The following is a 24746-nucleotide window of genomic DNA, read 5'->3' as shown; positions in this document are numbered from 1 at the left end:
TGCGGATGCCGTATCAAACGCGACATCCGCATCGATCAGCACACGTCGCTGCGCACACGGCGACGTGATTGCGCAACACGCTGACAGATCGGCGTGTTGCGCAGCGTCACGGTGCCCGCGTCATCAGGACAGCTTAGGTGCGGTGGCAATCGCATGATCGATCACCTTCAGCGCCGCATCGCGCTCGGCGCCTGCCACGGCCAGCCGTGGCGCACGCACATGCTCGCTCCCCAGGCCGACCTTTGCCTGCACCAGTTTGATCAGCTGCACGAAGGTGGGCACGGTATCCAGGCGCAGCAGCGGCAAGAACCAGTTGTACAACTCCTTGGCAGCCGGATAACCGCCATCGCGCGCCAGCTCGAACAGGCGCACCGATTCCTTCGGATAGGCATTGACCAGGCCGGCGATCCAGCCCTTGGCGCCCATGCTCAAGCCTTCGACGATGGCATCGTCCATGCCCACCAGCAGCGCCAGGCGATCGCCCAGCAATTCCTGCAGCGCGGCGAAGCGACGCACGTCGCCGGAAGATTCCTTCACTGCCTGCAGGTTGGGGAATTCGGCGGCCAGTTCGGCGATCTGCGCCGGGCCGAAATCGGTCTTGTAGGCCACCGGATTGTTGTACAGGATCACCGGCAGATCGGTCGCGCCAATCACCGCACGCACATGCGCGCCCATCTCGCGCCAGTCAGTGGAATAGACATACGGCGGCAGCACCATCAGGCCGCCACATCCGATCTCCTTGGCCGCCTTGGCCAGCGCCACCGCTTCGCCGGTCGCCAGGCTGGCGATGCCCGGCACCACCGGCACGCGGCCGTTCAAGGCAGTGACCAGGGTGCGCAGAACCGCCAGTTTGTCGTCCACGCTCAAGGTGGCCGCTTCGCCCAACGAGCCCAGCGGCACAATCGCGGTGCAGCCGGCATCCACCAGCTGATTGGCGTGCTTGCCGAGGAAGTCGTGATCGATCTCACCGGAGGCGGTGAACGGGGTGGTGATGGCCGGCAACACGCCGTGCCAGAACGCAGCAATGCTCATGGATGATTCCCTTGCGAGTCGGAAGTGAACGAGTCGGCCAGCGCCGCGAGGCGGACCGGGAACAACGGCGGCCGGCGGCCGGCGTCGGTGGAAAGATCGGGCGGGCAACGGCCCAGTTCGGCCAGTGCGCTGCCGCAGATGCGGCCCTGGCAGGCGCCCATACCGCAGCGCGAGGCCAGCTTGGCGTCGCGTGCATCGTCGAAGTTGTCCAGCGCGCCCAGTGGCACGTCTTCGCAGCGGCAGACCAGCGTGTCTGGTTGCGCCAGCGTGCGGATGCGTGGATGTAGTGCGAATTGCTGTTGCAACAGCTGCGCAAACGCGCGTGCGGCCCGCCGACGCGGCTGCAGCTGCAGTGCGTGATCGGGTGCGCCGGCAGCCATATGCCCGGCCATCGCACCTTCGACCAACGCACAATCGCGTCCGCCGATGCCGCAGGCTTCGCCGGCCGCGAAGATCTGCACGACGCTGGTGCGCAGCAAGGCATCGACCTGGATCTGTCGATGCGCGCCACAGGGTTCCAGCTGGCAACCCAGCAACTGCGCCAGCTCGGTATTGGGTACCAGGCCGTAGCCCACGGCGAGTTGGTCGCAAGCCACGCGGGTGCGACCACGCGGGCCATCGAGCTCCACTTCGCGCAGCTGCGTATCGCCATACGCGGCCACGACGACGCTGCCGGCGCGATAGGCGACGCGATGCAATTGCAGCCGCAGCGCCACCGCCTGTGCGGCCTTGCCCGGCCAGCGCCATAACTGCGCGGCGAAGGTGCGCAACGCTGCAGCACTGGTCTGTTCGTGGATGCCGAGCACCTGCGCGCCATGGCGCTGCAAGGTGGCCGCACTGGCCAGTAGCAACGGCCCGCTGCCGGCCACCAGTACGCGCTTGCCGCGCACCGGCCAGCCTTGTTTGGCCAGCGCCTGCGCCGCGCCTGCGCCGGTGACGCCGGGCAAGGTCCAGCCCGGAAACGGCAACAGCAATTCGCGCGCGCCAGTGGCCAGTACCAGCGCGGCGTAATGCAGTTGCAGCGTGCCGTCCGGACCATCGGCCAACAACCAGCCCGGCTGGGCCAGCAAGATCTGCGTGCGCGTCAGCAGGCTGATTGCGGCATTGCCCTGCACCTGCCGCAACAGCGCGCGCGCATCGGCCGGCGCACCGTGGTGCACGTCGCTGCGCCACACCTGCCCGCCCGCACGCGGCTGCATGTCCACTACGCCCACCCGTGCGCCATGGCCAGCGGCTGCCTGCGCGGCAGCCAGTCCGGCCGGGCCGGCACCGATCACCAGCACATCGAAATGCAGCACGCGCTCAGCCATCGGTGCGCACCTGCATGCCTTCTTGCGCAGCCACCAGGCATGCGCGTTGCTGCGCAATGCCGTCGATGCGCACGCGGCATTCGAAACACACGCCCATGCCGCATAACGGTGCCCGCGGCTGGCCACTGCTGGACTGGCGAAATTGCAGCGTGGCCTGCGCCACCGCTGCCGCCACGCTGGCGCCGGCCGGCACGTCCACCGGTTGCGCATCCACATACAGGCGAACCGTGGCGCTCATGCTGCGGCGCCCTGCACTGCGCGCGCCGGTGCGTACGGCGCCGGGTCGATGGCCGGCGTGCGCCCGAGCAGGCTGTCCACGATCACCCGTGCACTCCCCAGCGCCGTGGTGACCCCCAGCCCTTCATGCCCCGCTGCCACCCACACATCGGCTCGGCCGGGCACCGCCCCAAGATACGGGCGCCCGTCCGGGGTGGCCGGACGCAAGCCGGTCCATACCCGGATCGCCTGCAGCTCGCGCAACACCGGCAGATACGCAAATGCCCGCTGCAACATCCGTTGCAGCACCGGCATCGACAGCGCGCGGTCGTTTTCGCCGAACTGCCGCGACGAGCCGATCAGAATCTGCCCGGTCGGCCGCGGCTGCACATTGAAGGCCACGCTGATGTCGTCGGCGCCATGCGCCGAATCGGCATAACCCAACTCCAGCAGTTGATGCCGAATCAAACCAGGGTGTCGGTCGGTGATGACCAGATGGCCCTTGCGCGGACGCAGCGCCAGCTCGGGCAGCAACTGCGGCAGGGCGACGCCACTGGCGACCAGTACCGGCCCGGACAGCAGCTGGCCATCGTCCAGACGCACGCCCTGCGTTTGCAATTGCGTTACCTGACGGCCGGCAAACAACTGCGCACCGGCCTTGCAGGCCAGGCTCACCAGGTGCCGCGCCACCCGCGGCGGATACACCACCGCTTCATTGGGCACCCGCATGCCGCCGGCCAGCCCAGGCACCAGCTGCGGTTCCAGGGCATACAGCTGTTGCGCATCGATGGCTTCTGCGTGCAGATCGGCCGCTGCCAGCCGCGCGATCTTGGCCGGCACCGCCGCCAGTTCGCGCGCATCGCGGGCCACCCACAGCGTGCCGCAGCGACTGAACTCGGCCTCGCTCAATTGCGCGAAGCGTTCCCACAAGCGCAGCGAATACGCCGATAACGCCAGCTCGGCCGGGTCGTCGTCCATCGCCACCAGGTGCCCCATCGCCGCTGCGGTCGAACCACCGCCGATCGGCCCTGGCTCGATGATCGCCACCCGCAAGCCCTCGGCTGCCGCAGCTTCCGCACAGGCGGCACCAACGATGCCGGCACCGATCACGATCAGGTCGTAGCTACGCCGCGTGGAGGCGGCAGATGGGCTGACATCCCCATTGGCTTCGCCATGCAGCAACGCTGCAGCCGAACCGCTCGACGGCGCAGCCAACGCAGCATCCGGCGCGAGCGGCGACACCTGCATCAGGCCACGATGCCCCAGGCGAACGGATCGGCCGGATCGATGATCAACTGCGACCGCGCGGTGATGAACGCCTGCCCGCTGATGCGCGGCGCAATGCCGCGCCCGCTCAGGCGATAACTGCCCTCGAACGCGCTGCCCAGAATGCCTTGCTGCACCCAGCGCTCGCCTTCGCCCAGCTTGCCGTCTGCGGCCAGGCAGGCCAGCTTGGCGCTGGTGCCGGTGCCGCACGGCGAGCGGTCATAGGCCAGCCCGGGGCACAGCACGAAGTTGCGCGCCACGCCGCTGCCATCGGGGGCGGCGCCATTGACTTCGATATGGTCGATGTCACCACCCGCCTCACCAGTAATCTCGGCCGCTTCCAGCGCCAGCCGGATCGCTTCGGTGTAGGCGGTGAGCTCGCGCTGATGCGCCAGATCGAGCGCGTACGGCGCCTGCTCGGTGATGAAAAACCAGTTGCCGCCCCAGGCCACATCGCCACGCACCCGGCCATGGCCCGGCACGTCCACTTCCACACCGGCGGCGGCGCGATAACTCTCGACGTTGTCCACCGACACCGTGCCGTCTTCGGAAAGTTCCACTCCCACGGTGCCGACCGGGGTTTCGATGCGGTGCTGGCCGGGCGCAATACGCCCCAGCTCGGCCAGCGTGCGTACCACCCCGATGGTGCCGTGGCCGCACATACCCAGATAGCCGACGTTATTGAAGAAGATCACCCCAGTGCAGGCGGCAGGGTCGCGCGCCGGCAACAGCAGCGCGCCCACCATGGTGTCCGAACCGCGCGGCTCGCAGGCGATCGCACTGCGCCAGTGGTCGAAGTCCTGGCGGAAGCGCTCGCGGCACTGCGCCAGGTCGCCATCGCCCAGATCGGGGAAGCCGGCCAGGACCACGCGGGTGGGTTCGCCGGCGGTATGGGAGTCGATGACGTCGATGGTGTGCATGGCTCATGCTCCCATTGCCGGCCCTTCGACGACTAGCGTTCAATGCGAAGTGAAAATGCGGAAATCTGCACAATCGCCAACCTGATTAACAGCCATGCGTTTACGCTAGGATCAAGCATGGGTTGCACCACCGTGCAGCCGTCAAATCGTGACCGCTATCATGACCCTGATGGACCTCAACCTTCCCGCGCTGGAAATGCAGACGCTGTTCGATGCACTGCCGGACGTGGTGTTCTTCATCAAGGACAGCGAGGGCCGCTACACCCATTGCAACCTCACCCTGGTGCGCCGGCTCGGGCGCAAGCTGCGCAGCGAGATCATCGGCCGTTCGCCGTTGGAAGTGTTTCCGTTGCCGCTGGGCGGCAGTTACATGATGCAGGACCGTCGCGTGCTGCTGGGCGAGCTGATCGACAACCAGCTCGAAGTGCATCTGTATCCCAACCGCTTGCCCGGCTGGTGCCTGACCTTCAAACGCCCGCTGTGCGAGGCAAACGAAGTGATTGGTGTAGTGGGAATTTCGCGCGATCTGGGTCAGCCCGATAGCCGGCATTCGGCCTACGAGCGCCTGAGCCAGGTGATGGAGCACATGCAGGCCAACTTCGGCGACAACCTGCGCGTGCAGGCGCTGGCCGATCTGGCCGGGCTCTCGGTGGCGCAGCTGGAGCGGCACTTCCGTCGCGTGTTCCAGGTCACCCCGCAGCAGCTGCTGACCAAGCTGCGCATCGAATCGGCCATGCGCCTGCTGTACGGCGACGACAGCATCGCCAGCATCGGCCAACGCTGCGGATTTGCCGACCAGAGCGCATTCGCCCGCCAGTTCAAGGCCACCGTCGGCATGACCCCGCGCGATTACCGCGCGCTCAAGGGCCAGTTGTAAAAGCGCCGGTTGCAGGCTGTAATCGGGTGCTGACACACAGCTGGCACAAATGCAGAATTCGGCAGGATTGAGCGCCCCGCCGCAGCGCATTTTGGTCCCCTTGAAACAGGGCGGCGCTGAAGGGCGCGTCAAGGTGAGTCGGGACCCGGATGATAGAATTCCGGGTTTCCCCTACTGCGTTGCCAATGGCCAGCTTTTTCCGCCGCAACAAGCCCACCACGCCCGACAGCTCGCGGACCTCGCGCTATAGCCTGGAAGAACTGGCAGCCGCATTCCCCACCGCGCCATCGGCCGCGACGCCCGCATCGCCGGTCGAGGCCATGCCGCCTGCGCAGTCCGGCACAGTGCTCGCCGCCGCGGCGCCTGTCGCGCCTGCACCGATCGCCGAAACCACCGCGCCAGCGACACCGGCTGAGGCGCTTGCACGCGATATCGTCGCCCGCACCGGCCAGGCGCAGAGCATTGCCGCTGTGCCGAGCGCGCCCGCCGCGCCCACACCTCCTGTGCCGTCTGCCCTGCAGGCGTTGCCGGACCCGGCACCGGCCACCGCGCCCGCCGCGCCGACCCCGGTGGTAGTGGTGCCTGTCGTTGTGCAGCCGCAGTCTGCACCAACGCCGCCTGTCGCTGCCCCGGCGCAACCTGCGACGCTGTCGCCGAGTTCCACACCCTCGGTCTCAGCACCGGTTGTTGCGGCTCCTGTTGTTGCGACACCCGCTGCCGCCCCGCCGGTCGCGGCGCCGCCCGTGGCCGTGCTGCCTGCCGCAATACCCAGCGCATCCACGCCGCCTGCCGCAGCTCCTGCTGCAAGCGCCACACCGCTGGTGACCGCACCGGTCATCGTCAGCAGCCCGGCGCCAGCGACGCAGGACGCCGACAGCATCGTCGGCCAGCACGACGCACTGCCTGCCGCACCGGCCGGCAAGCCGGGTTGGCGCGAGCGGCTGCGCAACAGCACCTTCGCACGCAGCTTCGGCGGCCTGTTTTCGCGCAACCCCAAGCTCGATGACGATCTGCTCGACGAGATCGAAACCGCGCTGATCACCGCCGATGTCGGCATCGGCGCCACCACCGCCTTGATCGAAGGCCTGCGCAAGCGCATGAAGTCGCGCGAATTCGCCGATGCACAGGCCATGTTCAAGGCCCTGCGCGCCGACCTCATCGCGTTGCTGCAGCCGGTTTCCAAACCGCTGGTGATCGACCGTTCGGTCAAACCGTTCGTGGTGCTCACCGTCGGCGTCAATGGCGTTGGCAAGACCACCACCATCGGCAAGCTCGCCAAGCGCTTCAAGGACGAAGGCAACAGCCTGATGCTGGCCGCCGGCGACACCTTTCGCGCTGCCGCCGTGGCGCAGTTGCAGGCCTGGGGCGATCGCAATGGCGTGGCGGTGATCGCGCAGGGGCAAAACGCCGATGCCGCCTCGGTGGCATTCGACGCCCTGCAGGCCGCCAAGGCACGCGGCACCGATGTCTTGATCGCCGACACCGCCGGACGCCTGCACACCCAGACCGGCCTGATGAACGAGCTCGGCAAGATCCGCCGCGTACTCGGCAAGATCGACGCCGCTGCGCCGCACGAAGTACTGATGGTGATCGACGGCACTACCGGCCAGAACGCCATCTCACAGCTGCGTCAGTTCCATGCGGCAGTTGGCGTCACCGGCCTGGTCGTGACCAAGCTCGATGGCACCGCCAAGGGCGGCGTGGTGTTCGCGCTGGCGCGCGAGTTCAATATTCCGATCCGTTTTGCCGGCATCGGCGAACGCCCGGAAGATCTGCGGGTGTTCGACCCGGTCGCCTTCGTCGACGCACTGTTGCCGGAAGCGCTGGGCAGCTGAGTTGGAAGACCCCTGCCCGCATCTGCGAGCACTGTGCGCACAGGCACTGCAGGCAGGTTGCACTGTGCAGCAGGTGTCGCACGGCTGGTCGCGCGCCAAACAGGTGCTGGAGTTCGCCCAGACCTTGCCTGCGACGTTACGCGCACAAGCCCGCGTCGATGCACCGGTGGTTGCTTACCATGCACCAGCAGAACCGCACTGGCCTGGCGATGAAGGCTTCTTCTGCGAGCAATGCCTGGTCGGACTTGCGTTTCCGCTGCAGTGATCGGGCCCCACCACAGCGTACGGTCGTCCCGGTGTCCGTGCTGACACCATTGCCGTTCATCGCCTCCCTTTGCCAGCAGACCTCATGCCCGCAGATCTCGCCGCTTCATCCGCTGACGCTTTCGTCGCCCCGTTGTTGCACTGGTTCGACGGCCACGGGCGCCACGATCTGCCCTGGCAACATCCACGCGCGCCGTATCGCGTGTGGCTGTCGGAAATCATGTTGCAGCAGACCCAGGTTGCGGTGGTCATTCCGTACTTCCAGAAGTTTGTTGCACGTTTTCCGACCCTTGCCGATCTGGCAGCAGCCGACAACGACACGGTCATGGCGCACTGGGCCGGGCTGGGCTACTACGCACGGGCGCGCAATCTGCATGCCGCCGCCAAACAGTGCGTCGCCTTGCACGCTGGCGAGTTGCCGCGCGACTTCGATGCATTGCTCGCGCTGCCCGGCATCGGCCGCAGCACCGCCGGTGCGATCCTGAGCCAGGCATGGAACGACCGCTTTCCCATCATGGATGGCAACGTCAAACGCGTCATGACGCGCTTCCATGGCATTGCCGGCTACCCCGGCCTGCCGGCGGTCGAAAAGCAGCTATGGCAGCTGGCGACAACGCATGTTGCGCAGGTCCCCGACGGCCGCCTGGCCGACTACACGCAGGCGCAGATGGACTTCGGCGCCACGCTGTGCACGCGTGCCAAGCCGGCCTGTGTGTTGTGCCCGTTGCAGGATGCCTGCGTTGCCCGCCGCGAGGGTCTGGTGGAGGCGCTGCCCACGCCCAAACCGGGCAAGGTGCTGCCCGAGCGCGAAGCGACCGCCCTGCTGCTGGAAAACGCACACGGCGAGATCCTGCTGCAGCGCCGCCCGCCCACCGGCATCTGGGCCTCGCTGTGGACGCTGCCGCAGGCCGAGACCGACAGCGGCATGCGCGCCTGGTTCGCCACGCATCTGGATGGCGACTACGAACGCGCCAACGAGATGGCGCCAATCGTGCACACCTTCAGCCATTACCGCCTGCATCTGCAGCCGTTGCGCTTGCGCAAGGTCGCACTGCGCGCGGCGGTGCGCGACAATGACGATCTGCGTTGGGTCGCCCGCGCCGATCTCGGCTCGCTGGGCTTGCCGGCGCCGATCCGCAAGTTGCTCGACACGCTTTAAGCACGCCTCAAAGGAATTCGCATGTCCCGCACCGTGTTCTGCCAGTACCAGCAATGCGACACCGACGGCCTGGATTTTGTGCCGTATCCCGGCGAACTCGGCCAGCGCATCTTCGCGCAGATCGGCAAGACCGCGTGGCAGGCGTGGCTGGCGCACCAGACCATGCTGATCAACGAAAACCGGCTCTCGCCGCGCGACCCAAAGCATCGCGCCTTTCTCGAAACCGAGCTGCAGAAGTTCCTGTTCGAGCGCAATGCCGACAAGCCCGAAGGGTATGTGGCGCCGCTTGGCGAGGAGTAGTTGGTTCCGAGATTGGGAATTTGGGATTGGAGATCGGCAGTGATGTCGGCAGTCGATCGCCGGAATGCGTGATCACGCATCCTGCGGCGATGCTCCGGACGTCTACAGCGGTGATTCGCGATGACACGCACTGGCCCATCCGGCGTTGAGCTGCACGCAATCGATGCCTTTGTCACCGACGCTATCGACGCGCAGTGGCAAAAGGTCGCGATGATCATTGCCAGAGCGCTCACTGACGCGCAGTTGAAATTGGCCGACGTCGAGGACGCGGCCGACCACGTTGCGTAGCGCATTGCCCACCTTGTCCGCAGCGGTCGGCTTGAGGCTGCGGGCGATGTCACCGACTGGCGACAGAGCGAGGTGCGCCTTGCTGCGCATTCGCCGTACGCACGCTGAGGCGTCCGCGTTAGGCAATGCGTTGTGCAGCGCGCTGCTTCAGGTATCCAAGAGTAGCTAGCAGCACGCCTGCGCTCACCGCCAAGCGGGCACACCCAGTGCGCGATGCGGCATGTCCCACGCGTCCACCGCAGCTCCTGCGCGTCGTCCACACCGACCTGACGACTGCCCGCGATGTTTTGCGAGCCGCTCAAAATCCCAAGACGAGGTGCCGCAAAGGTCGCTCGCCCCTGGCGCCGCGCGCGTGCCAACCGGCGGTGTAGGCGCGGCCTGCGTGCATTGCCGGCCGCTGCTGGTCCGGCACCTAGGGGTTTCGGGACTCTGGAACACGGCCTGCGACGCCGTTAGACCTTCACACTCTATTGCCAGACATTCTATTTTTACGTAGATTGTCAGACATGCCGACCCACGCCACGCCCGCACTGCCACGCTTCCGCGCCGATCCAGACAGCATGCAGCGCCTACGTGCGTCGGCTGGGCGCGCCTGCACCTTGCTCAAGGCCATGGCCAACGAAGATCGCCTGTTGTTGCTCTGCCAACTGGCCCAGGGCGAACGCAATGTCGGCGAGCTGCACGCGGCCACTGCCATCGTGCAGCCCACGCTTTCGCAGCAATTGGGCGTGTTGCGCGACGAAGGCCTGGTCAGTACCCGTCGCGAGGGCAAATACATCTACTACCACCTCGCCAGCACCGACGTGCTGGCGGTGATGCAGGCCCTGTATGCCAGCGTCTGCGGCGCCGCGGAGCCAAACTGACATGGCCGTGGACTGGAGCAACTTCACCCCGCTCAGTGCGTTGGCCGGCGGCGGCTTGATCGGCCTTGCTGCTGCGTGGTTGATGCTATTCGAAGGACGCATCGCCGGGGTCAGCGGCATCGTCGGCGGCCTGCTGCAACGCCAGAACCGCAGCGAACGCAGCTGGCGCGGCGCCTTCGTGGTCGGGTTGCTGAGTGCCGTGCCGCTGTGGGCCATCGTGCGGCCACTGCCTTCCATGCAGCCGCAGGCGGCATGGTGGCTGTTGCTCGGCGCAGGTTTGTTGGTGGGGTTCGGTGCGCGTCTTGGCGGCGGCTGTACCAGCGGGCACGGGGTGTGCGGCATCGCCCGTGGCGCCCGCCGCTCACTGGTCGCCACCGCAGTGTTCATGGGCATGGCAATCGCCACGCATGCCTTGCTCGCCACGTTGCGGGGCGTTTGGTGAATCGGGTTGTCAGCAGCGCGATCGCCGGGCTGATCTTCGGGATCGGTCTGCTGCTCTCAGGCATGGCCAATCCGGACAAGGTGCTGGGCTTTCTCGATGTCGCCGGTCGTTGGGACCCATCGCTTGCGCTGGTGATGCTCGGCGCCATCGGTGTCGCGGCACCTGCGTTCTGGTGGGCGCGTCGGCGTGGTCGAACACTGCGCGGGGCATCGCTGCAGTTGCCCGCCCAGCGGCAGATCGACACTTCACTGCTGTGGGGCAGCGCGCTGTTTGGCATCGGCTGGGGACTGGTCGGGCTCTGCCCGGCGCCCGCACTGCTCGGCGCGGCTGCATTACAGCCGTCCAGCCTGGTGTTCGTGCTGGCGATGCTGATCGGCATGCGCCTGCACCTGCTCTATCAACGGCACGCCAAGCCTGATCTGCAACGCTGATCGCACCGCTCGCCGCTGTGGCTGTATCGCCTGCCATTCGCGGTGCAAAGCACTGCCCGCGCTTGCATGCATTCGCGCCCGCGATCCAAGGCACGCTTATTGACGTCTGCGCAGTTTTCACGGTGACGCTGCTGGAGCATCGCGGCCTTCAAGCAGCAGCCAATCGGCAATCCCAACCGCGCATCGGTGACGCTACCGCGGAACGGCAGCGCCACTTGATACGACAACGCGCTCAGCCCACGCCAGTCGGCCCATCCAGCAACATGCGGATGCGTTTGAGCAATTCCTTCTGGGTGTACGGCTTGTTGACCACGTCGAATTCTGCGCCGCCGACATCGGTGCGCTGAATGCTGGCATCGGCATAGCCGGTGGTGAGCAGCACCTTGATCTTGGGCAACATGCGGCGCGCTTCGCGTGCGAGCACAACACCGTTCATGCCACCGGGCATGATCAGATCGGTAAACAGCGCATCCACATCCGGGTGCTGTTCCAGCAACTCGATCGCCTCGCGCCCGCTCGAGGCGGACAGAATGCGATAGCCGGCATTTTCCAGGAACATTTTGGCCACCACCGCCACGTCCTGCTTGTCTTCCACCACCAGGATGGTCTCGTTGCCGCCTTTGTCGATGGCACGGCTCTTGACTGACTGCAGGTCGTTCTCGAACTCGCTGGATGCCGGGAAATACAGCCGCACCGTGGTGCCTTCGCCGACTTCGCTGTAGATGCGCACCGTGCCGCCGGACTGTTTGACGAAGCCGTACACCGTCGACAACCCCAGCCCCGTGCCCTGCCCCTCTTCCTTGGTGGTGAAAAATGGCTCCATGACGCGACTGGCCACGTCAGGCGGCATGCCCGCACCGGTGTCGCTGACAGCGATGCTCACATAGCGGCCCGGCGCCAACTGGTGATACATGGCAAGATCGTGGCTGGTGACCTCCACGTTCTGGGTCTGCACGGTCACTTCTTTGCGCTCGGACTGCGCCATCGCATCCCGCGCATTGATCAGCACGTTCAACAAAGCCACTTCGGCCTGCGTGGTGTCGATCTGGCAATTCCACAGCCCGTCTTCGAGCGACTGCCGCAGGGTGATGCCGCCACCCAGCGCGCGCTCGGCCATGTTGTTCATGCCCGACACCAGCCCATTGAGATTGACCACCCGGCCGCGCAGTTTCTGCTTGCGCGAAAACGCCAGCAATTGCTGGGTCAACATGGCTGCCTTGGTCGCTGCAGTCGCGGCATGTTCGGCACTGAAGGCGATGCGCTCGGCGTTGGCGCCCGCTTTGGATGCCATCATCTGGATCACTTCCAGATGCCCGGACATCACCTGCAGCAGGTTGTTGAAATCGTGCGCGATGCCGCCGGTCAACTGCCCCAGCGCTTCCATCTTCTGCGCCTGGCGCAAGGCGTCCTCGGCGTCGCGGCGACGGCTCACGTCCAGCTGCGAGCCGAAGAAATACACCAGGTTGCCCTTGTCGTCGAACACCGGCGAGACGAACAATGCGTTCCAGAACGACGAACCATCCTTGCGGTAATTCAGCACCTCGGTGGCGAGTTCGCGGCGGTGCTGGATGGATTCGCGCACGTCCTGCACGCTGGCCGGATCGGTCTCCGGGCCCTGCAGAAAACGGCAGTTATTGCCGATGATCTCCTCGGCCGAATACCCGGTCATTTCCAGGAACGCCCGGTTGGCGAACACGATCGGATTGTCAGGCAAATGCGGGTCGGTGACCGTCATCGGCATCCGCGTGGTTTCCACGGCGGCAAAAAAGATATCCGAGCGATGCTTCTCTACAGGCAGGCTGCCAGATTCGCTGATATGAGGCGCCCGTAGCTCTCCGTGACGGGTATCGTTCAAGTGATGGTCTCCGCGGGGCCATTCCCGAGGGCATAGTTTAGTTGGGAGCAGTGAGCTAATCCCTCACATCGATGAGCCTTTCCGGTACGGCTGCGCTCGTCGATGCAACCAAATGCAGTGGCCCTGCGTAGGCGGGCATCACGGGCAACGCAGCCGCTGAACGCAGCACGCCGGTGTCGGCCAAGACGGGCACGCGCCCACGCTGTTTTGCCGTAGCATGCCCTTGCAGTTTGCAGCTCTTGCGCCGTCGTCCCGCCGTGTCGGTTGCGTCGCGCGCGCCTACTCCCACGCCGGCGCGCACGCCTGGCGATCATGCGACGTCACCATGCCGGGCTATCAGACCCAGATTCACGAGTTGACCTTCGGGCAGCAGACTTACGTCATCCGCGCATTGGCGGACAAACAACAATTTGCAGATCCCGACGACGCTGCCGCCGACGCCGGCATTTCTTCGGCGCAGTGGAGCCTGTTCGGCCAGGTGTGGCCGGCAGGACAGTTGCTGGCCGAAGCGATGGCCACGCGCCCGGTGGAAGGCAAGCGCATTCTGGAACTCGGCTGCGGCCTGGGCCTGGCGAGTCTGGTGTTGCGCAAACGCGGCGCCGATGTGGTGGCCAGCGATCATCACCCACTGGCAGAAGTGTTTCTGGCGTACAACGCAGCGCTCAACGCGCTGGAATCGGTGCCGTATCGCCGGCTAGATTGGGACGCGGGCGCAGCGAACATGGGCCAGTTCGACATGATCATCGCCAGCGACGTGCTCTACGAAACCCGCCACGCCACCATGCTGGCCAAGTTGATCCCGGGGCTGGCCAAGCCGTCCTGCGAGATCGTGATCAGCGACCCAGGCCGCGGCAATGCCAACGCGCTCTCGCGCATGCTGGCAGATATCGGGTTCTCGCTGATCGCCGGCGAACGCCAGGCGTCGGCGCAGGTAGCCAAGGCGCCGCGGCTGTTCGTCTATCGCCGCAACATGGACAACTGGTGGCCGTCAGACGCGTGAGGGCACCGCACCGTCACGGCGCAGGCGTGTAGTCGGACAACAGCACCGGCTTGCGCGGATCGGCTTTGATCTCCTTGTGCTCGCTCAGGCGCAGCGCATCGGCGTCGGGCGTGTCGTCGGTATTCAATTCCCAGGCTTCGATCACGCGCTTGTGGAACAGAAATGCACGGCGTGTGCGTTCGTAGCGGAAGGTGATGTAGTCGGTCCAATGCTGCCCGCACGACACGCCGTTCTGCACGGTAAAAAATCTGCCTGTCGCCACCAACCCATCTTCCGCATCCAGGAAGGGATCGCACTGCCCGCCCTCGTCGGCCTTGAAGATCACCCGCGTGTTGCGCCCCGCCTCCACGAAGCCGCTAGCGGTCGCCACCAGCACCAGCAACGTGCGCGGCGGCGCTGCGCGATCGCCAGAGCGCGTTGCATCTTCGGTCGCGGCGCGTAAGGCAACCACGTAGTCCTGTTGCCCATCGCCAGTCAGATCCGCACTGGCCACAGCAATGACCGACTGCCCGGCAGGCACGAATTTGGCAGCACCTGCGGGCAGCGTGGCGGCGCCAGCTGGCAGCGCTATTGCCATTGCCATTGCCGCCGTCCACCACCAGCATCGCGTTGTCATGGCCGCTCCCTGATCTGGTCTGCATCGAGCGCGCAAGCATAGCCGGCAATCCTTGCAGCCGCGCGATGGCATGCGGTGCGAGCACACGCTCGATGTCGATGCCGACCTCGATACCGCGCAGGACCAGACAGTCACGCGTACCTACCACGCCACCGACGGCCACAATTCCCGTACGACAGCGCTCAGCCGCATTCTTGCAAGACGTTGCTGCCTGGATGCCTCCGACATCGCGCGCCAGAGGTCACGGTGCCGGATAGCACCCCTCCACCACGCATCAGCGCCTTATCATCGACGCAGGCGAAGCCGGGCTGCAGGCGCGCAAACGGGTTTGACCTCCCCCGGCAGCAGCCGTGCACCGCACTTCAGGAACTCCATGAAACGACTCATCGCCTGTCTCGCACTCTCGACATGCTTGCTTTGCAACGCAGCGTCGGCCGAAGAACTCGATGCGTATCTGCGTGCCCACTACCCGTCGTTGAAGTACGTCGAGCGCTACCGCGCCACGCATCCCGAAGATGTGCAGGGCAGCGCTGACGCATGGGCGGCGAGTGCCAGACTTGCGCCAGAAACGACAGCCAGCGATGTTTCGCGACGGCTTGTCGGCCTCGCGGATCAGCACGTCGCGCTCACCGGGGCGAAGGCCGGCAAGACAGAGACCTTGGGCGTTCTGTTCAGAACCTCAAGCAATGGTCAGATGATCGTATGGCGCATCCTCGATGCGCGCATCACCGGCCTTGCGCAAGGCGACAAGGTGCTGCAAATCGACGGAACACCCACGTCGGCGTGGCTGAAAAACGCAGCAGGGCTGACGTTCGGCGGCAACACGCGCGCGCGACAAGCGGAAGCTGCGCTGTCGCTCGCACTCGGCACGCCGGCGGCGCATCAGGTGGCCGGTGCCGGCAAGGCAGTTACCCTGCGCGTGCAGAGGTCCGCGCAGGCGCCGCGCCAGGTCGCACTGCCCTATCAGCCCATGACCCAGGAGCTGGCGCGCACGCTGGCATCCGCAGTCGACGCGCCTGATCTGCCCGAGGTTGTGCAGGTCGGAAGCACCCGGGTGGGAAGCATTCGCCTGGGTGCGTTTGCGCCGCAGTACAACGCTACGTTCACTGCGGCGGCGGAAGCCAGGGAGGCTGCAACTGCAGAGACAAACGACCCGGACGCGCCCATGTTGGCGGGCTTTTGTGCAGTGACCCGGGAGTTGATCGGTCGCTACGATGCCATTGCAGCGCGCTCGGATGTCATGCTCATCGACTTGCGCGGCAACATGGGTGGATTCGCACGCGAAGTGCGCGGATTCGCCTGGGCACTCACCGGACGCAAGCCAGTGAAGACCTACGAGATGAGCGCGTCGGGAACGCCGGGAATCGTGCGCCTGGAAGCGCTGCAGGACGATGCCAGCTGCGGCAGCGTCGCGTCGCACCAGCCGCTTCTTGTGCTGGTGGATGCAGGCACCCGATCGGCCGGCGAATTGCTGGCCACCTACCTGTGGGCCAGCGGCGCCACGATCATGGGCGAGCGCACCATCGGTGCCGGCGGCGGCCGGGATTCGCAAAGCGAGGGTGTTGCGTTGGGCGATTCCGGATATCGCGCGCTTGTCAGCGAAAATTTATACATCTTCGATCCGACGGAAACCCTGCGCGCTGGCGAGATGGACGAAGCCACGCTCGTCGATCGCGTGGCGGCAGACGGTTTTCACCCAAGCCGAACACATCCCTTCGCAACCCAGTCCATCGGTGTGGTGCCAGATGTGCCGCTTGCGATCGATGCGGCGGACTTGAGCGATGGCGGCCATGGTCTATTACGGCGCGGCCTGGTGGCCGCCGGAGTCACCAAGTGATTTCCTGCCTCTTCCATACACGCCGGTAAGCACATAACCGCTGATGGCGATGATGCGGCGTTGAATCGATCGCGGGAGGCAGCCAGTGAACTGGCTGCAGCAACGCAAACCTTGATGCTCCACCGGCGGCTACGATGCCCAACGACTGCCAACGCTTCGCTGTCTGCGTTCTTGACGACGTCCTGGCGACACTGGGATCGCGTACAAGCACGCGGGTGTGTTGCACAGGAGACAGGCATAAGCGCACGCACCCATCAATCAGCGGCCACATAACTTGAAGCCGAATGCATGCCGTCGCCATTACAAAGAACGTCAGCGCGCGGCGCTTCAGTATCTCGAACAGACGGCGTGGTCACTTCCGAGACGGTTGCACTAAAGCAACACGCCGCGCACCTGACCCAGTTTCATGTGCTGCGGCAGTGGTATTACCCGGGCAGCACCGCCTCACTGGAGGCCGCACGAACCTGTAAGGCGGCGCCCGTCGAATTCGACCGCGATAGCTACCTGATTCTGCGCAAAGGGCTGAAAACGCATCTTCGTTGCGTTGCGTGGCGCTGCTCTAGCTGGCAGCCACGCGACGAGGCGCTACAGGTATTGGGCAGGATCAACCCGTGCCGGTTGACGGCGCGTTGGTGACCTCCATGTCGCAAGCGCGGTACTCCTTCGGATCGAGAAAATCCGCCAGACAGGACCCCACCCGCAACGCCTGCTCGCGCGCATCGCCGCGATAGTCGCCCTCGCCCGCCGCTTCGATGGTGGCGATCGGTGCCGCACGGTCGCGGTGATAGACGAATGCGGTCGACCGCCACAGCGTCTCGCCGGGCGCCTGACTTTCCATCGTCTCCACGCGGAATTCACCGCAATACCCATGGATCAAGGTGCGTCGAAGTGTCTTGTGCGTCATGCGCGAAGTATCGCCACACCGAGTTGAAGGTGACGTGGAAAAAATTCGCCGACAGCCGGCAAGAGACCAACGCAACACCGCTGCACTAGGCGCAGAAAGACGTCAACAACCCATGCCGATATTCGCTCGCAAAGCGCCGGAGCAGTTGGCGACCGACACAGCAAGACGGAAGACCGTTGGCACGTGGTGCACTCAGGATCACATCGAAGGGAAGGCGTTTGGGTCGCCAGCAGCGCGAAGGAACAACCCACTTGCGCTGCGAGACTGAAGAAATGGTGGCCGAGGACGGAATCGAACCGCCGACACGGGGATTTTCAATCCCCTGCTCTACCAACTGAGCTACTCGGCCACTAACCCAACACTGCTGCCAGCGTTGCGAGGACGCGCATCATAGCGAGCAGCCGCAGTTTGGGCAAGCGTTGTGACGAACTTTGTTGCAGCGCTGCGTGGGACGCCACGTTTCTTGCGCCGGTTCACGCCGCGCGGCGGGGGCGATGGCCTAGCCTGCGCGCGTCAACCGGAGATCGTCATGCGCCTGCCCCGCCTGCTGTTGTCGTTGCTCGTCCTGCTGCCACTGACTGCGGTTGCGCAACAACCGGTGCGTGCAGTGGCGCAGCTGGATATCTCGCGCTATGCCGGGCAATGGCATGAAATCGCGCACCTGCCGGTGTCGTTCCAGAAGAAGTGCCGCAGCGACATCACCGCCAGCTACACCTTGCGCGACGACGGCCTGATCGGCGTGCGCAATGGTTGCCGTACCGCTGATGGCAGCCTGACCCAGGCCGACGGCGTAGCCAAGCCGGTCGACGGCCACGCCGGACAATTGCAGGTGCGCTTTGCGCCCGAATGGTTGAGCTGGTTGCCGCTGGTATGGGCAGACTATTGGGTGATCGCGCTCGACCCGGACTATCAATGGGCGGTGGTCGGCGAGCCGGATCGCAAATACCTGTGGATCCTGTCGCGCTCGCCACAGATGCCGCGCGCGCAGTTCGAGCAGCTCAAGGTGCAGGCCACGCAGATGGGCTACGACCTGTCGCCACTGATCGTTGCCGCGCCATTGCTGTGAGCTGGCTTGCTATGAGCTGGCTTGCTATGAGCTGGCTTGCTGTGAGCTGGCGCGCCGGCTGACCAGCAGCGCAGCGTCCACGCCGGCCGCAAGGCAGCGTCCGTACTGCGTAGTATTCTTGGCGCCGCCTTACACCCGCCAAGGACCCACTTACATGCGCGCCTATCGCCTTCTGATCGTGTCGCTGGCCTGCGGCCTGCTGCTGAGCGCCTGCGGTGGCGCGGTCCGCCGCGTGTCCGAGCCGGCGGCCAGCATCCAGCAGCTGACCGTGCGTGCCGACGGCTCCTGGTCGGTGGATCTGCGCCTGCAGAACTACAGCAGCATCCCGATGCAGTTTGAGCGCGTGGCGCTGGAAATTTCCGCCAGCGACCAAGTCGCAGGCAAGCTCGACCAAACCGTGGGGATCTCGATCGGCCCGGAGACCGCCGACGTGGTGACCGTCACCCTGCAGCCAACGTCATTGGGCCGCATCACCGTGGCCGATGTGCTCGCCGGCGGCCGCTCGCTGCCGTACTCGCTCAAGGGCACGGTGTGGGCAACCCCGCAGGACAAGAAACAACGCGAGTTCGCGGTCGAATCGCGCAACACGCTCAGCCCGGCCCCCGGCCTCAACGGCGTGCTGCGCTGACGCGCACGCCTCCCGCATCCGCTTCGAAGGATCCCGCATGAGCAGCTACAACGCCCCACTGACCGATTTCCGCTTCGCCCTGCACGACGTGCTTGGTGCGGAAGCCTTGTTCGCCCGGCTCGGCTATGGCGACGCCAGCGCCGACATCATCGACGCGGTGCTCGAAGAAGCCGGCCGCTTTACTACCCAGGTGCTGGCGCCGCTCAACAGCGTCGGCGATGAAATCGGCTGCGCGTTCGACAAGAGCACCCATGCGGTCACCACCCCGCCCGGCTTTCGCGCGGCCTACGACCAGTTCGTGGCAGGCGGCTGGAACGGCCTGACTGCCGAGCCGGAGTTCGGTGGCCAGGGCATGCCGCACACCCTGGGCGTGCCGCTGAGCGAAATGATCAACTCGGCCAACCTGGCCTGGGGCAACTTCCCGCTGCTCTCGCACGGCGCTACCGAGGCGCTGCGCCAGCATGGCGAAGCCTGGCAGCAGGAGGTGTTCCTCAAGCCGCTGATCGACGGCCGCTGGACCGGCACAATGTGCCTGACCGAGCCGCATTGCGGCACCGACCTGGGCCTGCTCAAGACCCGCGCCGAGCCCAATGCTGACGGCAGCTACGCCATCACCGGCACCAAGATCTTCATCACCGCCGGCGAGCACGATCTCACCGACAACATCGTGCACCTGGTGCTGGCCAAACTGCCCGACGCCCCGCCCGGTGCCAAGGGCATCTCGCTGTTCGTCACCCCCAAGTTCAAGGTGGACCGCGACGGCACCGTGGGCGAGCGTAATGCGCTGCATTGCGGCTCGATCGAACACAAGATGGGCATCAAAGGGTCGGTGACCTGCGTGATGAACTTCGAAGGCGCGCAGGGCTATCTCGTCGGCCAGCCGCACAAGGGCCTGCAGGCCATGTTTACGATGATGAACACTGCGCGCCTGAGCGTGGGCCTGCAAGGCATCGGCCTGTCCGAGCGCGCCTATCAGAACGCCCTGCGCTACACCCGCGAGCGCCTGCAGTCGCGCGCGCTCAGTGGCGCCAAATTCCCCGACAAGTCGGCCGACCCGATCATCGTGCACCCGGACGTGCGCCGCATGCTGCTGACCATCAAGTCGCTGACCGAAGGCAGCCGCCTGCTGGCGCTGCATGCGGCCAGCCTGGTCGATGTGTCGCACCGTGGCGGCAGCGACCAGGAACGCGCCGATGCCGAGACCCTGGTGAGCTTCCTCACCCCGATCTCCAAGGCCTGCCAGACCGAATGGTCGATCGAAAATACGTACCACGCGCTGCAGTGCTTCGGCGGCCACGGCTACATCCGCGAATACGGCATGGAGCAGCTGGCCCGCGACGCGCGCATCACCACCATCTACGAAGGCACCACCGGCATCCAGGCGCTGGATTTGATCGGCCGCAAGACCGCCGCCAGCCAGGCCGCCGGGCTCAAGTTGTTCCTGGCCGATGTGGAAACCTTCGCCAATGCGCAGGAAGGCAATGCCGCACTGGCCGAGTTCATCAAGCCCTTGCGCGACAAGTGCAGCGAGTGGGCCATGCTGACCCGCGATGTACTGGACCGCGCCGCACGTGATCCGGACGAACTGGGCGCCGCCAGCTACGACTATCTGTTTTATTCCGGCTACGTGGTGCTGGCGTATTGGTGGGCACGCAGCGTTGCGGCGGCCGATGCGTCCGCACACAGCGACGCTTTCAAGCGTGCCAAGCGTGAGACTGCGCGGTTCTACTTCGCCCGCATCCTGCCGCGCACATTGACCCACGCCGCCACCATTCGCAGCGGTGCCGCCCCGCTGATGACGCTGGAAGCGGAGCTGTTCGGCGAAGCCTGAGCAGCCACGCCGCATCGCGGGCTGCCGCTGTCGTAGGAGCGGACCTGGCCGCGATGAGGCGGGACCGACCGACAAGACGTCGCGCCCAGGTGCGCTCCTACGGGTAACCATCGCGGGATTCTGCCGCTGTCGTAGGAGCGGACCTGGCCGCGACGAGGCGATACCGATCGACAAGACGTCGCGCCCGGGTGCGCTCCTACGGGTAAACAGCGCGGGATTCTGCCGCTGTCGTAGGAGCGGACCTGGCCGCGATGAGGCGGTACCGATCGACAAGACGTCGCGCCCGGGTGCGCTCCTACGGGTAACCATCGCGGGATTCTGCCGCTGTCGTAGGAGCGGACCTGGCCGCGACGAGGCGGTACCGATCAGCAAGGCGTCGCGCCCAGGTGCGCTCCTACGGGTAAACAGCGCGGGATTCCGCTGCTGTCGTAGGAGCGGACCTGGCCGCGATGAGGCGGTACCGATCGACAAGACGTCGCGCCCGGGTGCGCTCCTACGGGTAAACAGCGCGGGATTCCGCTGCTGTCGTAGGAGCAGACCTGGCCGCGACGAGGTAGTACCGATTGATTTCAGGTCGGCTCCGCCGCGAGAGAGCGTTGCAGACACGCCGGCACACCGTGAGTCATTCGTTGCAAGACACGCGCCAAGGCCGTTCGCTGCGATACACAAACTGTCAACGATCGGGTATAAGCTGTTTTCCCGATGGAGACAGACACGCACGTTCGTGATGTGATCGTCCCCGGAGGCATCCTTGCCCCGGTCGCGGGCAGCGCTGTCGCTGCGATCCAGCAACTTCCCACCTTGCGCCTGCTCTCCCTCGACGCACACGGCCGCGTGCTGGACTGGATCAACTGGCAAGATGCGGCCTGCCTGTATGCCCGCGGTGCGGTGTCCTGGACGCTGGGCGAGCCGTGCATGCAGATCCATGGCGGCATTTCGCGGCTGACCGGCGAGCGCAGCACGCTGGAGCTGCACCCGATCATCGCTGCGCGCGGCCACGCCCGCTCGCGTGCGCTGGACCCCACCCCGACCTTGAGCAACACCGCGCTGTTCGCACGCGATTCGCAGCTGTGCATGTACTGCGGCCAGCACTTCAGCCGCCCGCATCTGACCCGCGATCACGTCATGCCGGTCTCCAAGGGCGGGCGCGACAGCTGGGAGAACGTGGTCACCGCCTGCTTCCAGTGCAACTCGCGCAAGGCCAACCGCACGCCACAGCAGGCGCACATGCCGCTGCTGGCGGTGCCGTATCGGCCGAGTTGGATCGAGCATCTGATCCTGTCCAACCGCAACATCCTGTCCGATCAGATGGCCTTCCTGCGCGCGCAATTGCCCAAGCGTTCGAAGCTGTCGCTGTAAGGCTGCTGGGTGCGAGCACCCGCGACGACGCGCTGAACGACGCCCGCAATGCCAGCCGCGGCAGCTGATGGCAGCGTGATCGGGAAATCGGCTTGCGTGCCGGTAACGACGGTGGTCATCCATCAAAGACTCGCCTGACCCGGCTTGCTTTTCAGTCCACGCTGCGTTGCCTTCGCGGATTACGGCACACGGCTGGAGCCGCAGCTCCGACCGACAGCGCGCGCCCGCAACTGCCCACCCAAACAGCGCGCGACACACCAATAGCGGCACCCACAAAGGCCGCGATGCGCCGCCTGCTTAGTGATTAATGCGAGGTGCGAGGTGCGATAAATGCCACCACACCCCGCCTCCCGGGTGCGGCAGATTGCCGCAGGCGCCAGCAAGGGCCGCACACCCCAGCAGCGACGGCGCGCCGGACCATCACCACCCGCTGACAGCTGAACCGGTTTGCTTGCCGGGCCTTCGCATGGGGAGGACAATATGGCTTCAGAACATTGACACGACGATGATCGATTCAACCCGCTATCCGCGCCTGTCGCGCATCCAGACCCCCGACGATCTGCGTAGCTTCGACGAGACCGAGCTCACGGCGATCGCGGAAGAACTGCGTTCCTACCTCATCGAGTCGGTGGGCAAGAGCGGCGGGCACTTCGCGGCCGGCCTGGGCGTGATCGAACTCACCGTCGCCCTGCACTACCTGTATCAGACCCCGGTCGATCAGCTGGTGTGGGACGTGGGGCATCAGACCTACCCGCACAAGATCCTCACCGGCCGTCGCGACCAGATTCATACGGTTAAGCAGAAGGACGGCGTGGCGCCGTTTCCCAAGCGCGAAGAAAGCATCTACGACACCTTCGGTGTGGGCCATTCGTCCACCTCGATCTCTGCCGCGCTCGGCATGGCGATCGCGGCGCAGCGCAATGGCGACGACCGCAAAGTCGTGGCGGTGATCGGCGATGGCGCGATGACCGCTGGCATGGTCTACGAGGCGCTCAACCACGCCGGTGGCATGAACCCGGAACCGAACCTGCTGGTGATCCTCAACGACAACCGCATGTCGATCTCCGAAGCGGTGGGCGGGCTGACCAAGATGCTGGGCCGCGCCAGCGGCAGCCGCACGCTCAACGCCATCCGCGAAGGCGGCAAGAAGATCCTCGGCGACAAGAAGAACAACCCGACTGCGCGCTTCGTGCGGCGCTGGGAAGAGCACTGGAAAGGCATGTTCGTGCCGTCCACGCTGTTCGAAGAAATGGGCTTCCATTACACCGGCCCGATCGATGGCCACGACCTGCCCAGCCTGGTCGGCGCGCTGAAGACCCTGAAGACGCTCAAGGGCCCGCAGTTGCTGCATGTCATCACCACCAAGGGCAAGGGCTACGAGCTGGCCGAAGGCGACCAGATCGGCTACCACGCGGTCGGCCCGTTCGATCCAAGCAAGGGTCTGGTGGCCAAGACCGGTGCCAAGAAGCCGACCTATACAGATGTCTTCAGCGACTGGGTCTGCGACATGGCCGCCGCCGAGCCGAAGCTGCTGGTGATCACCCCGGCGATGCGCGAAGGCTCGGGCCTGGTGCGTTTCAGCAAGGAATATCCGCAGCGCTACTTCGATGTCGCGATCGCCGAGCAGCACGCGGTGACGCTGGCCGCCGGCATGGCGACTCAGGGCGCCAAGCCCGTGGTGGCGATCTACTCCACCTTCCTGCAGCGCGGTTACGACCAATTGGTGCACGACGTGGCGGTCCAGCAGCTGGATGTGCTGTTCGCGATCGATCGCGGCGGCGTGGTCGGCCCCGATGGCGCCACGCATGCCGGAAACCTGGATCTGAGTTTCCTGCGCTGCGTGCCGTACATGGTGGTGATGGCACCGGCCGACGAAGCCGAGTGCCGCCAGATGCTGAGTACCGGCGTGCGTTACGAAGGCCCGGCGGCGGTGCGCTACCCGCGCGGCACCGGCCCCGGCGTGGCGCTGGACGCATCGCTGGCTACGTTGCCGATCGGCAAGGCGCAGTTGCGACACAGCGGCACGCGCATCGCGCTGCTGGGCTTCGGCGTGACCGTGGAAGCAGCAGAAGCAGTCGGCCGCGAACTGGGGCTGACCGTGGTCAACATGCGCTTCGTCAAACCGCTCGACAAGGCGATGCTGCTGGAGCTGGCCAAGACCCACGACGGCTTCGTCACCATCGAAGACAACGTCGTCGCCGGTGGCGCCGGCTCGGGCGTGGCCGAACTGCTCAATGCCGAAGCCATCACCATGCCCATGCTGCACCTGGGCCTGCCGGACAGCTTCCAGCACCACGCCAGCCGCGAAGACCTGCTGGCCGAAGCCTGCATCGACCAGGCCGGCATCCGCGCCGCGGTGCTCAAGCGTTGGCCGCAGCTGATGGCCAGCAGCACACCACCGCGAAACGCCGCGGCGGGTTAAGCACTGCGCTGCGCTATCCACACGA

General features: G+C 65.6%; 23 protein-coding genes, 1 tRNA gene, 1 other RNA gene and 1 pseudogene. 17 read left to right on the top strand and 9 right to left on the bottom strand.

Features of this window, described 5'->3' with window-relative positions; genetic code table 11:
- Positions 1 to 123: 123 nt before the first annotated feature.
- From RQH86_RS08905 to RQH86_RS08885, 5 genes are read right to left on the bottom strand one after another with little or no spacing between them, the layout of a single operon-like run.
- Entirely contained in the window at positions 124 to 1032 is a 909-nt protein-coding gene (locus RQH86_RS08905; RefSeq protein ID WP_311240441.1) for a dihydrodipicolinate synthase family protein, read from the bottom strand.
- Positions 1029 to 2342 (bottom strand): FAD/NAD(P)-binding oxidoreductase, encoded by a 1314-nt coding sequence (locus RQH86_RS08900; protein ID WP_311240440.1) that lies wholly within the window; start codon positions 2340 to 2342, stop codon positions 1029 to 1031. Before RQH86_RS08900 ends, RQH86_RS08905 begins: the two co-directional genes overlap by 4 nt.
- The gene (locus RQH86_RS08895) at positions 2335 to 2580 is read right to left on the bottom strand and encodes a 2Fe-2S iron-sulfur cluster-binding protein (protein WP_311240439.1); all 246 of its coding nucleotides are present in this window, start codon (positions 2578 to 2580) and stop codon (positions 2335 to 2337) included. Before RQH86_RS08895 ends, RQH86_RS08900 begins: the two co-directional genes overlap by 8 nt.
- Positions 2577 to 3806, bottom strand: coding sequence for an FAD-dependent oxidoreductase (locus tag RQH86_RS08890; protein WP_311240438.1), 1230 nt, complete (start codon positions 3804 to 3806; stop codon positions 2577 to 2579). The genes RQH86_RS08895 and RQH86_RS08890 overlap by 4 nt, the downstream gene beginning before the upstream one ends.
- Positions 3806 to 4744 (bottom strand): proline racemase family protein, encoded by a 939-nt coding sequence (locus RQH86_RS08885; RefSeq protein WP_311240437.1) that lies wholly within the window; start codon positions 4742 to 4744, stop codon positions 3806 to 3808. Before RQH86_RS08885 ends, RQH86_RS08890 begins: the two co-directional genes overlap by 1 nt.
- 160 nt (positions 4745 to 4904) lie before the next feature.
- Between RQH86_RS08885 and RQH86_RS08880 the strand changes: the two genes are divergently transcribed.
- From RQH86_RS08880 to RQH86_RS08835, 10 genes and pseudogenes are all read left to right on the top strand, one after another.
- Complete coding sequence (locus tag RQH86_RS08880; protein WP_082473564.1) at positions 4905 to 5621, top strand: AraC family transcriptional regulator; 717 nt, start codon at positions 4905 to 4907, stop codon at positions 5619 to 5621.
- Positions 5622 to 5806: 185 nt separating this feature from the next.
- Positions 5807 to 7456: a signal recognition particle-docking protein FtsY gene (gene ftsY / locus RQH86_RS08875; RefSeq protein ID WP_311240436.1), complete on the top strand. Its 1650-nt coding sequence runs from the start codon at positions 5807 to 5809 to the stop codon at positions 7454 to 7456.
- Between the two features lie 64 nt (positions 7457 to 7520).
- On the top strand, positions 7521 to 7721 hold the full coding sequence (locus tag RQH86_RS08870; protein WP_311240435.1) for a hypothetical protein: 201 nt from the start codon (positions 7521 to 7523) through the stop codon (positions 7719 to 7721).
- An 84-nt stretch (positions 7722 to 7805) separates the two neighbouring features.
- Entirely contained in the window at positions 7806 to 8879 is a 1074-nt protein-coding gene (mutY, locus tag RQH86_RS08865; protein ID WP_311240434.1) for an A/G-specific adenine glycosylase, read from the top strand.
- Positions 8880 to 8900: 21 nt separating this feature from the next.
- Positions 8901 to 9179 (top strand): oxidative damage protection protein, encoded by a 279-nt coding sequence (locus RQH86_RS08860; RefSeq protein ID WP_055851591.1) that lies wholly within the window; start codon positions 8901 to 8903, stop codon positions 9177 to 9179.
- A gap of 120 nt (positions 9180 to 9299) precedes the next feature.
- A pseudogene (locus RQH86_RS08855) lies at positions 9300 to 9575 on the top strand (DUF3658 domain-containing protein).
- Between the two features lie 112 nt (positions 9576 to 9687).
- Positions 9688 to 9763, top strand: a non-coding RNA gene (locus RQH86_RS08850) — sX9 sRNA.
- 210 nt (positions 9764 to 9973) lie between these two features.
- Positions 9974 to 10330, top strand: a complete 357-nt coding sequence (locus RQH86_RS08845) for a metalloregulator ArsR/SmtB family transcription factor (protein WP_311240433.1) — start codon at positions 9974 to 9976, stop codon at positions 10328 to 10330.
- Position 10331: 1 nt separating this feature from the next.
- The gene (locus RQH86_RS08840; protein ID WP_311240432.1) at positions 10332 to 10772 is read left to right on the top strand and encodes a YeeE/YedE family protein; all 441 of its coding nucleotides are present in this window, start codon (positions 10332 to 10334) and stop codon (positions 10770 to 10772) included.
- The gene (locus tag RQH86_RS08835) at positions 10769 to 11203 is read left to right on the top strand and encodes a DUF6691 family protein (protein WP_311240431.1); all 435 of its coding nucleotides are present in this window, start codon (positions 10769 to 10771) and stop codon (positions 11201 to 11203) included. Before RQH86_RS08840 ends, RQH86_RS08835 begins: the two co-directional genes overlap by 4 nt.
- Positions 11204 to 11435: 232 nt before the next feature.
- Here the strand turns inward: RQH86_RS08835 and RQH86_RS08830 are convergent, their stop codons facing one another.
- Entirely contained in the window at positions 11436 to 13058 is a 1623-nt protein-coding gene (locus RQH86_RS08830) for a hybrid sensor histidine kinase/response regulator (protein WP_311240430.1), read from the bottom strand.
- A gap of 325 nt (positions 13059 to 13383) precedes the next feature.
- Here RQH86_RS08830 and RQH86_RS08825 point away from each other — a divergent pair, with 325 nt between their 5' ends.
- Complete coding sequence (locus RQH86_RS08825) at positions 13384 to 14058, top strand: methyltransferase domain-containing protein (protein ID WP_311240429.1); 675 nt, start codon at positions 13384 to 13386, stop codon at positions 14056 to 14058.
- 13 nt (positions 14059 to 14071) lie between these two features.
- Here the strand turns inward: RQH86_RS08825 and RQH86_RS08820 are convergent, their stop codons facing one another.
- The gene (locus RQH86_RS08820; RefSeq protein WP_311240444.1) at positions 14072 to 14635 is read right to left on the bottom strand and encodes a hypothetical protein; all 564 of its coding nucleotides are present in this window, start codon (positions 14633 to 14635) and stop codon (positions 14072 to 14074) included.
- A gap of 367 nt (positions 14636 to 15002) precedes the next feature.
- Between RQH86_RS08820 and RQH86_RS08815 the strand changes: the two genes are divergently transcribed.
- Positions 15003 to 16511 carry a S41 family peptidase gene (locus tag RQH86_RS08815; RefSeq protein WP_311240428.1) on the top strand — a complete coding sequence of 503 codons (1509 nt, stop codon included), beginning with the start codon at positions 15003 to 15005 and terminating at the stop codon, positions 16509 to 16511.
- 604 nt (positions 16512 to 17115) lie between these two features.
- Here RQH86_RS08815 and RQH86_RS08810 read toward each other — a convergent pair.
- Both RQH86_RS08810 and RQH86_RS08805 read right to left on the bottom strand, forming a co-directional pair.
- A complete protein-coding gene (locus RQH86_RS08810) occupies positions 17116 to 17415 on the bottom strand; it encodes a hypothetical protein (RefSeq protein WP_311240427.1) in 300 nt (99 codons plus the stop codon).
- A 273-nt stretch (positions 17416 to 17688) separates the two neighbouring features.
- Positions 17689 to 17764, bottom strand: a tRNA-Phe gene (locus RQH86_RS08805).
- Between the two features lie 180 nt (positions 17765 to 17944).
- Between RQH86_RS08805 and RQH86_RS08800 the strand changes: the two genes are divergently transcribed.
- From RQH86_RS08800 to dxs, 5 genes are all read left to right on the top strand, one after another.
- Positions 17945 to 18481, top strand: coding sequence for a lipocalin family protein (locus RQH86_RS08800; protein ID WP_115528325.1), 537 nt, complete (start codon positions 17945 to 17947; stop codon positions 18479 to 18481).
- Between the two features lie 154 nt (positions 18482 to 18635).
- Complete coding sequence (locus RQH86_RS08795; protein WP_055851566.1) at positions 18636 to 19109, top strand: LEA type 2 family protein; 474 nt, start codon at positions 18636 to 18638, stop codon at positions 19107 to 19109.
- 37 nt (positions 19110 to 19146) lie between these two features.
- Entirely contained in the window at positions 19147 to 20940 is a 1794-nt protein-coding gene (locus RQH86_RS08790; RefSeq protein WP_311240426.1) for an acyl-CoA dehydrogenase C-terminal domain-containing protein, read from the top strand.
- A gap of 702 nt (positions 20941 to 21642) precedes the next feature.
- Positions 21643 to 22299 (top strand): HNH endonuclease, encoded by a 657-nt coding sequence (locus RQH86_RS08785; protein ID WP_115513283.1) that lies wholly within the window; start codon positions 21643 to 21645, stop codon positions 22297 to 22299.
- A gap of 505 nt (positions 22300 to 22804) precedes the next feature.
- Positions 22805 to 24721 carry a 1-deoxy-D-xylulose-5-phosphate synthase gene (gene dxs / locus RQH86_RS08780; RefSeq protein WP_055851556.1) on the top strand — a complete coding sequence of 639 codons (1917 nt, stop codon included), beginning with the start codon at positions 22805 to 22807 and terminating at the stop codon, positions 24719 to 24721.
- Positions 24722 to 24746 lie beyond the last annotated feature (25 nt).

This window comes from Xanthomonas sp. WCS2018Noco2-27 (genome assembly GCF_031843525.1).
Taxonomy (GTDB): Bacteria; Pseudomonadota; Gammaproteobacteria; order Xanthomonadales; family Xanthomonadaceae; genus Xanthomonas.
The sequence above is the reverse complement of the archived record's forward strand: the minus strand, read 5'-3'. Positions and strand labels throughout refer to the sequence as shown.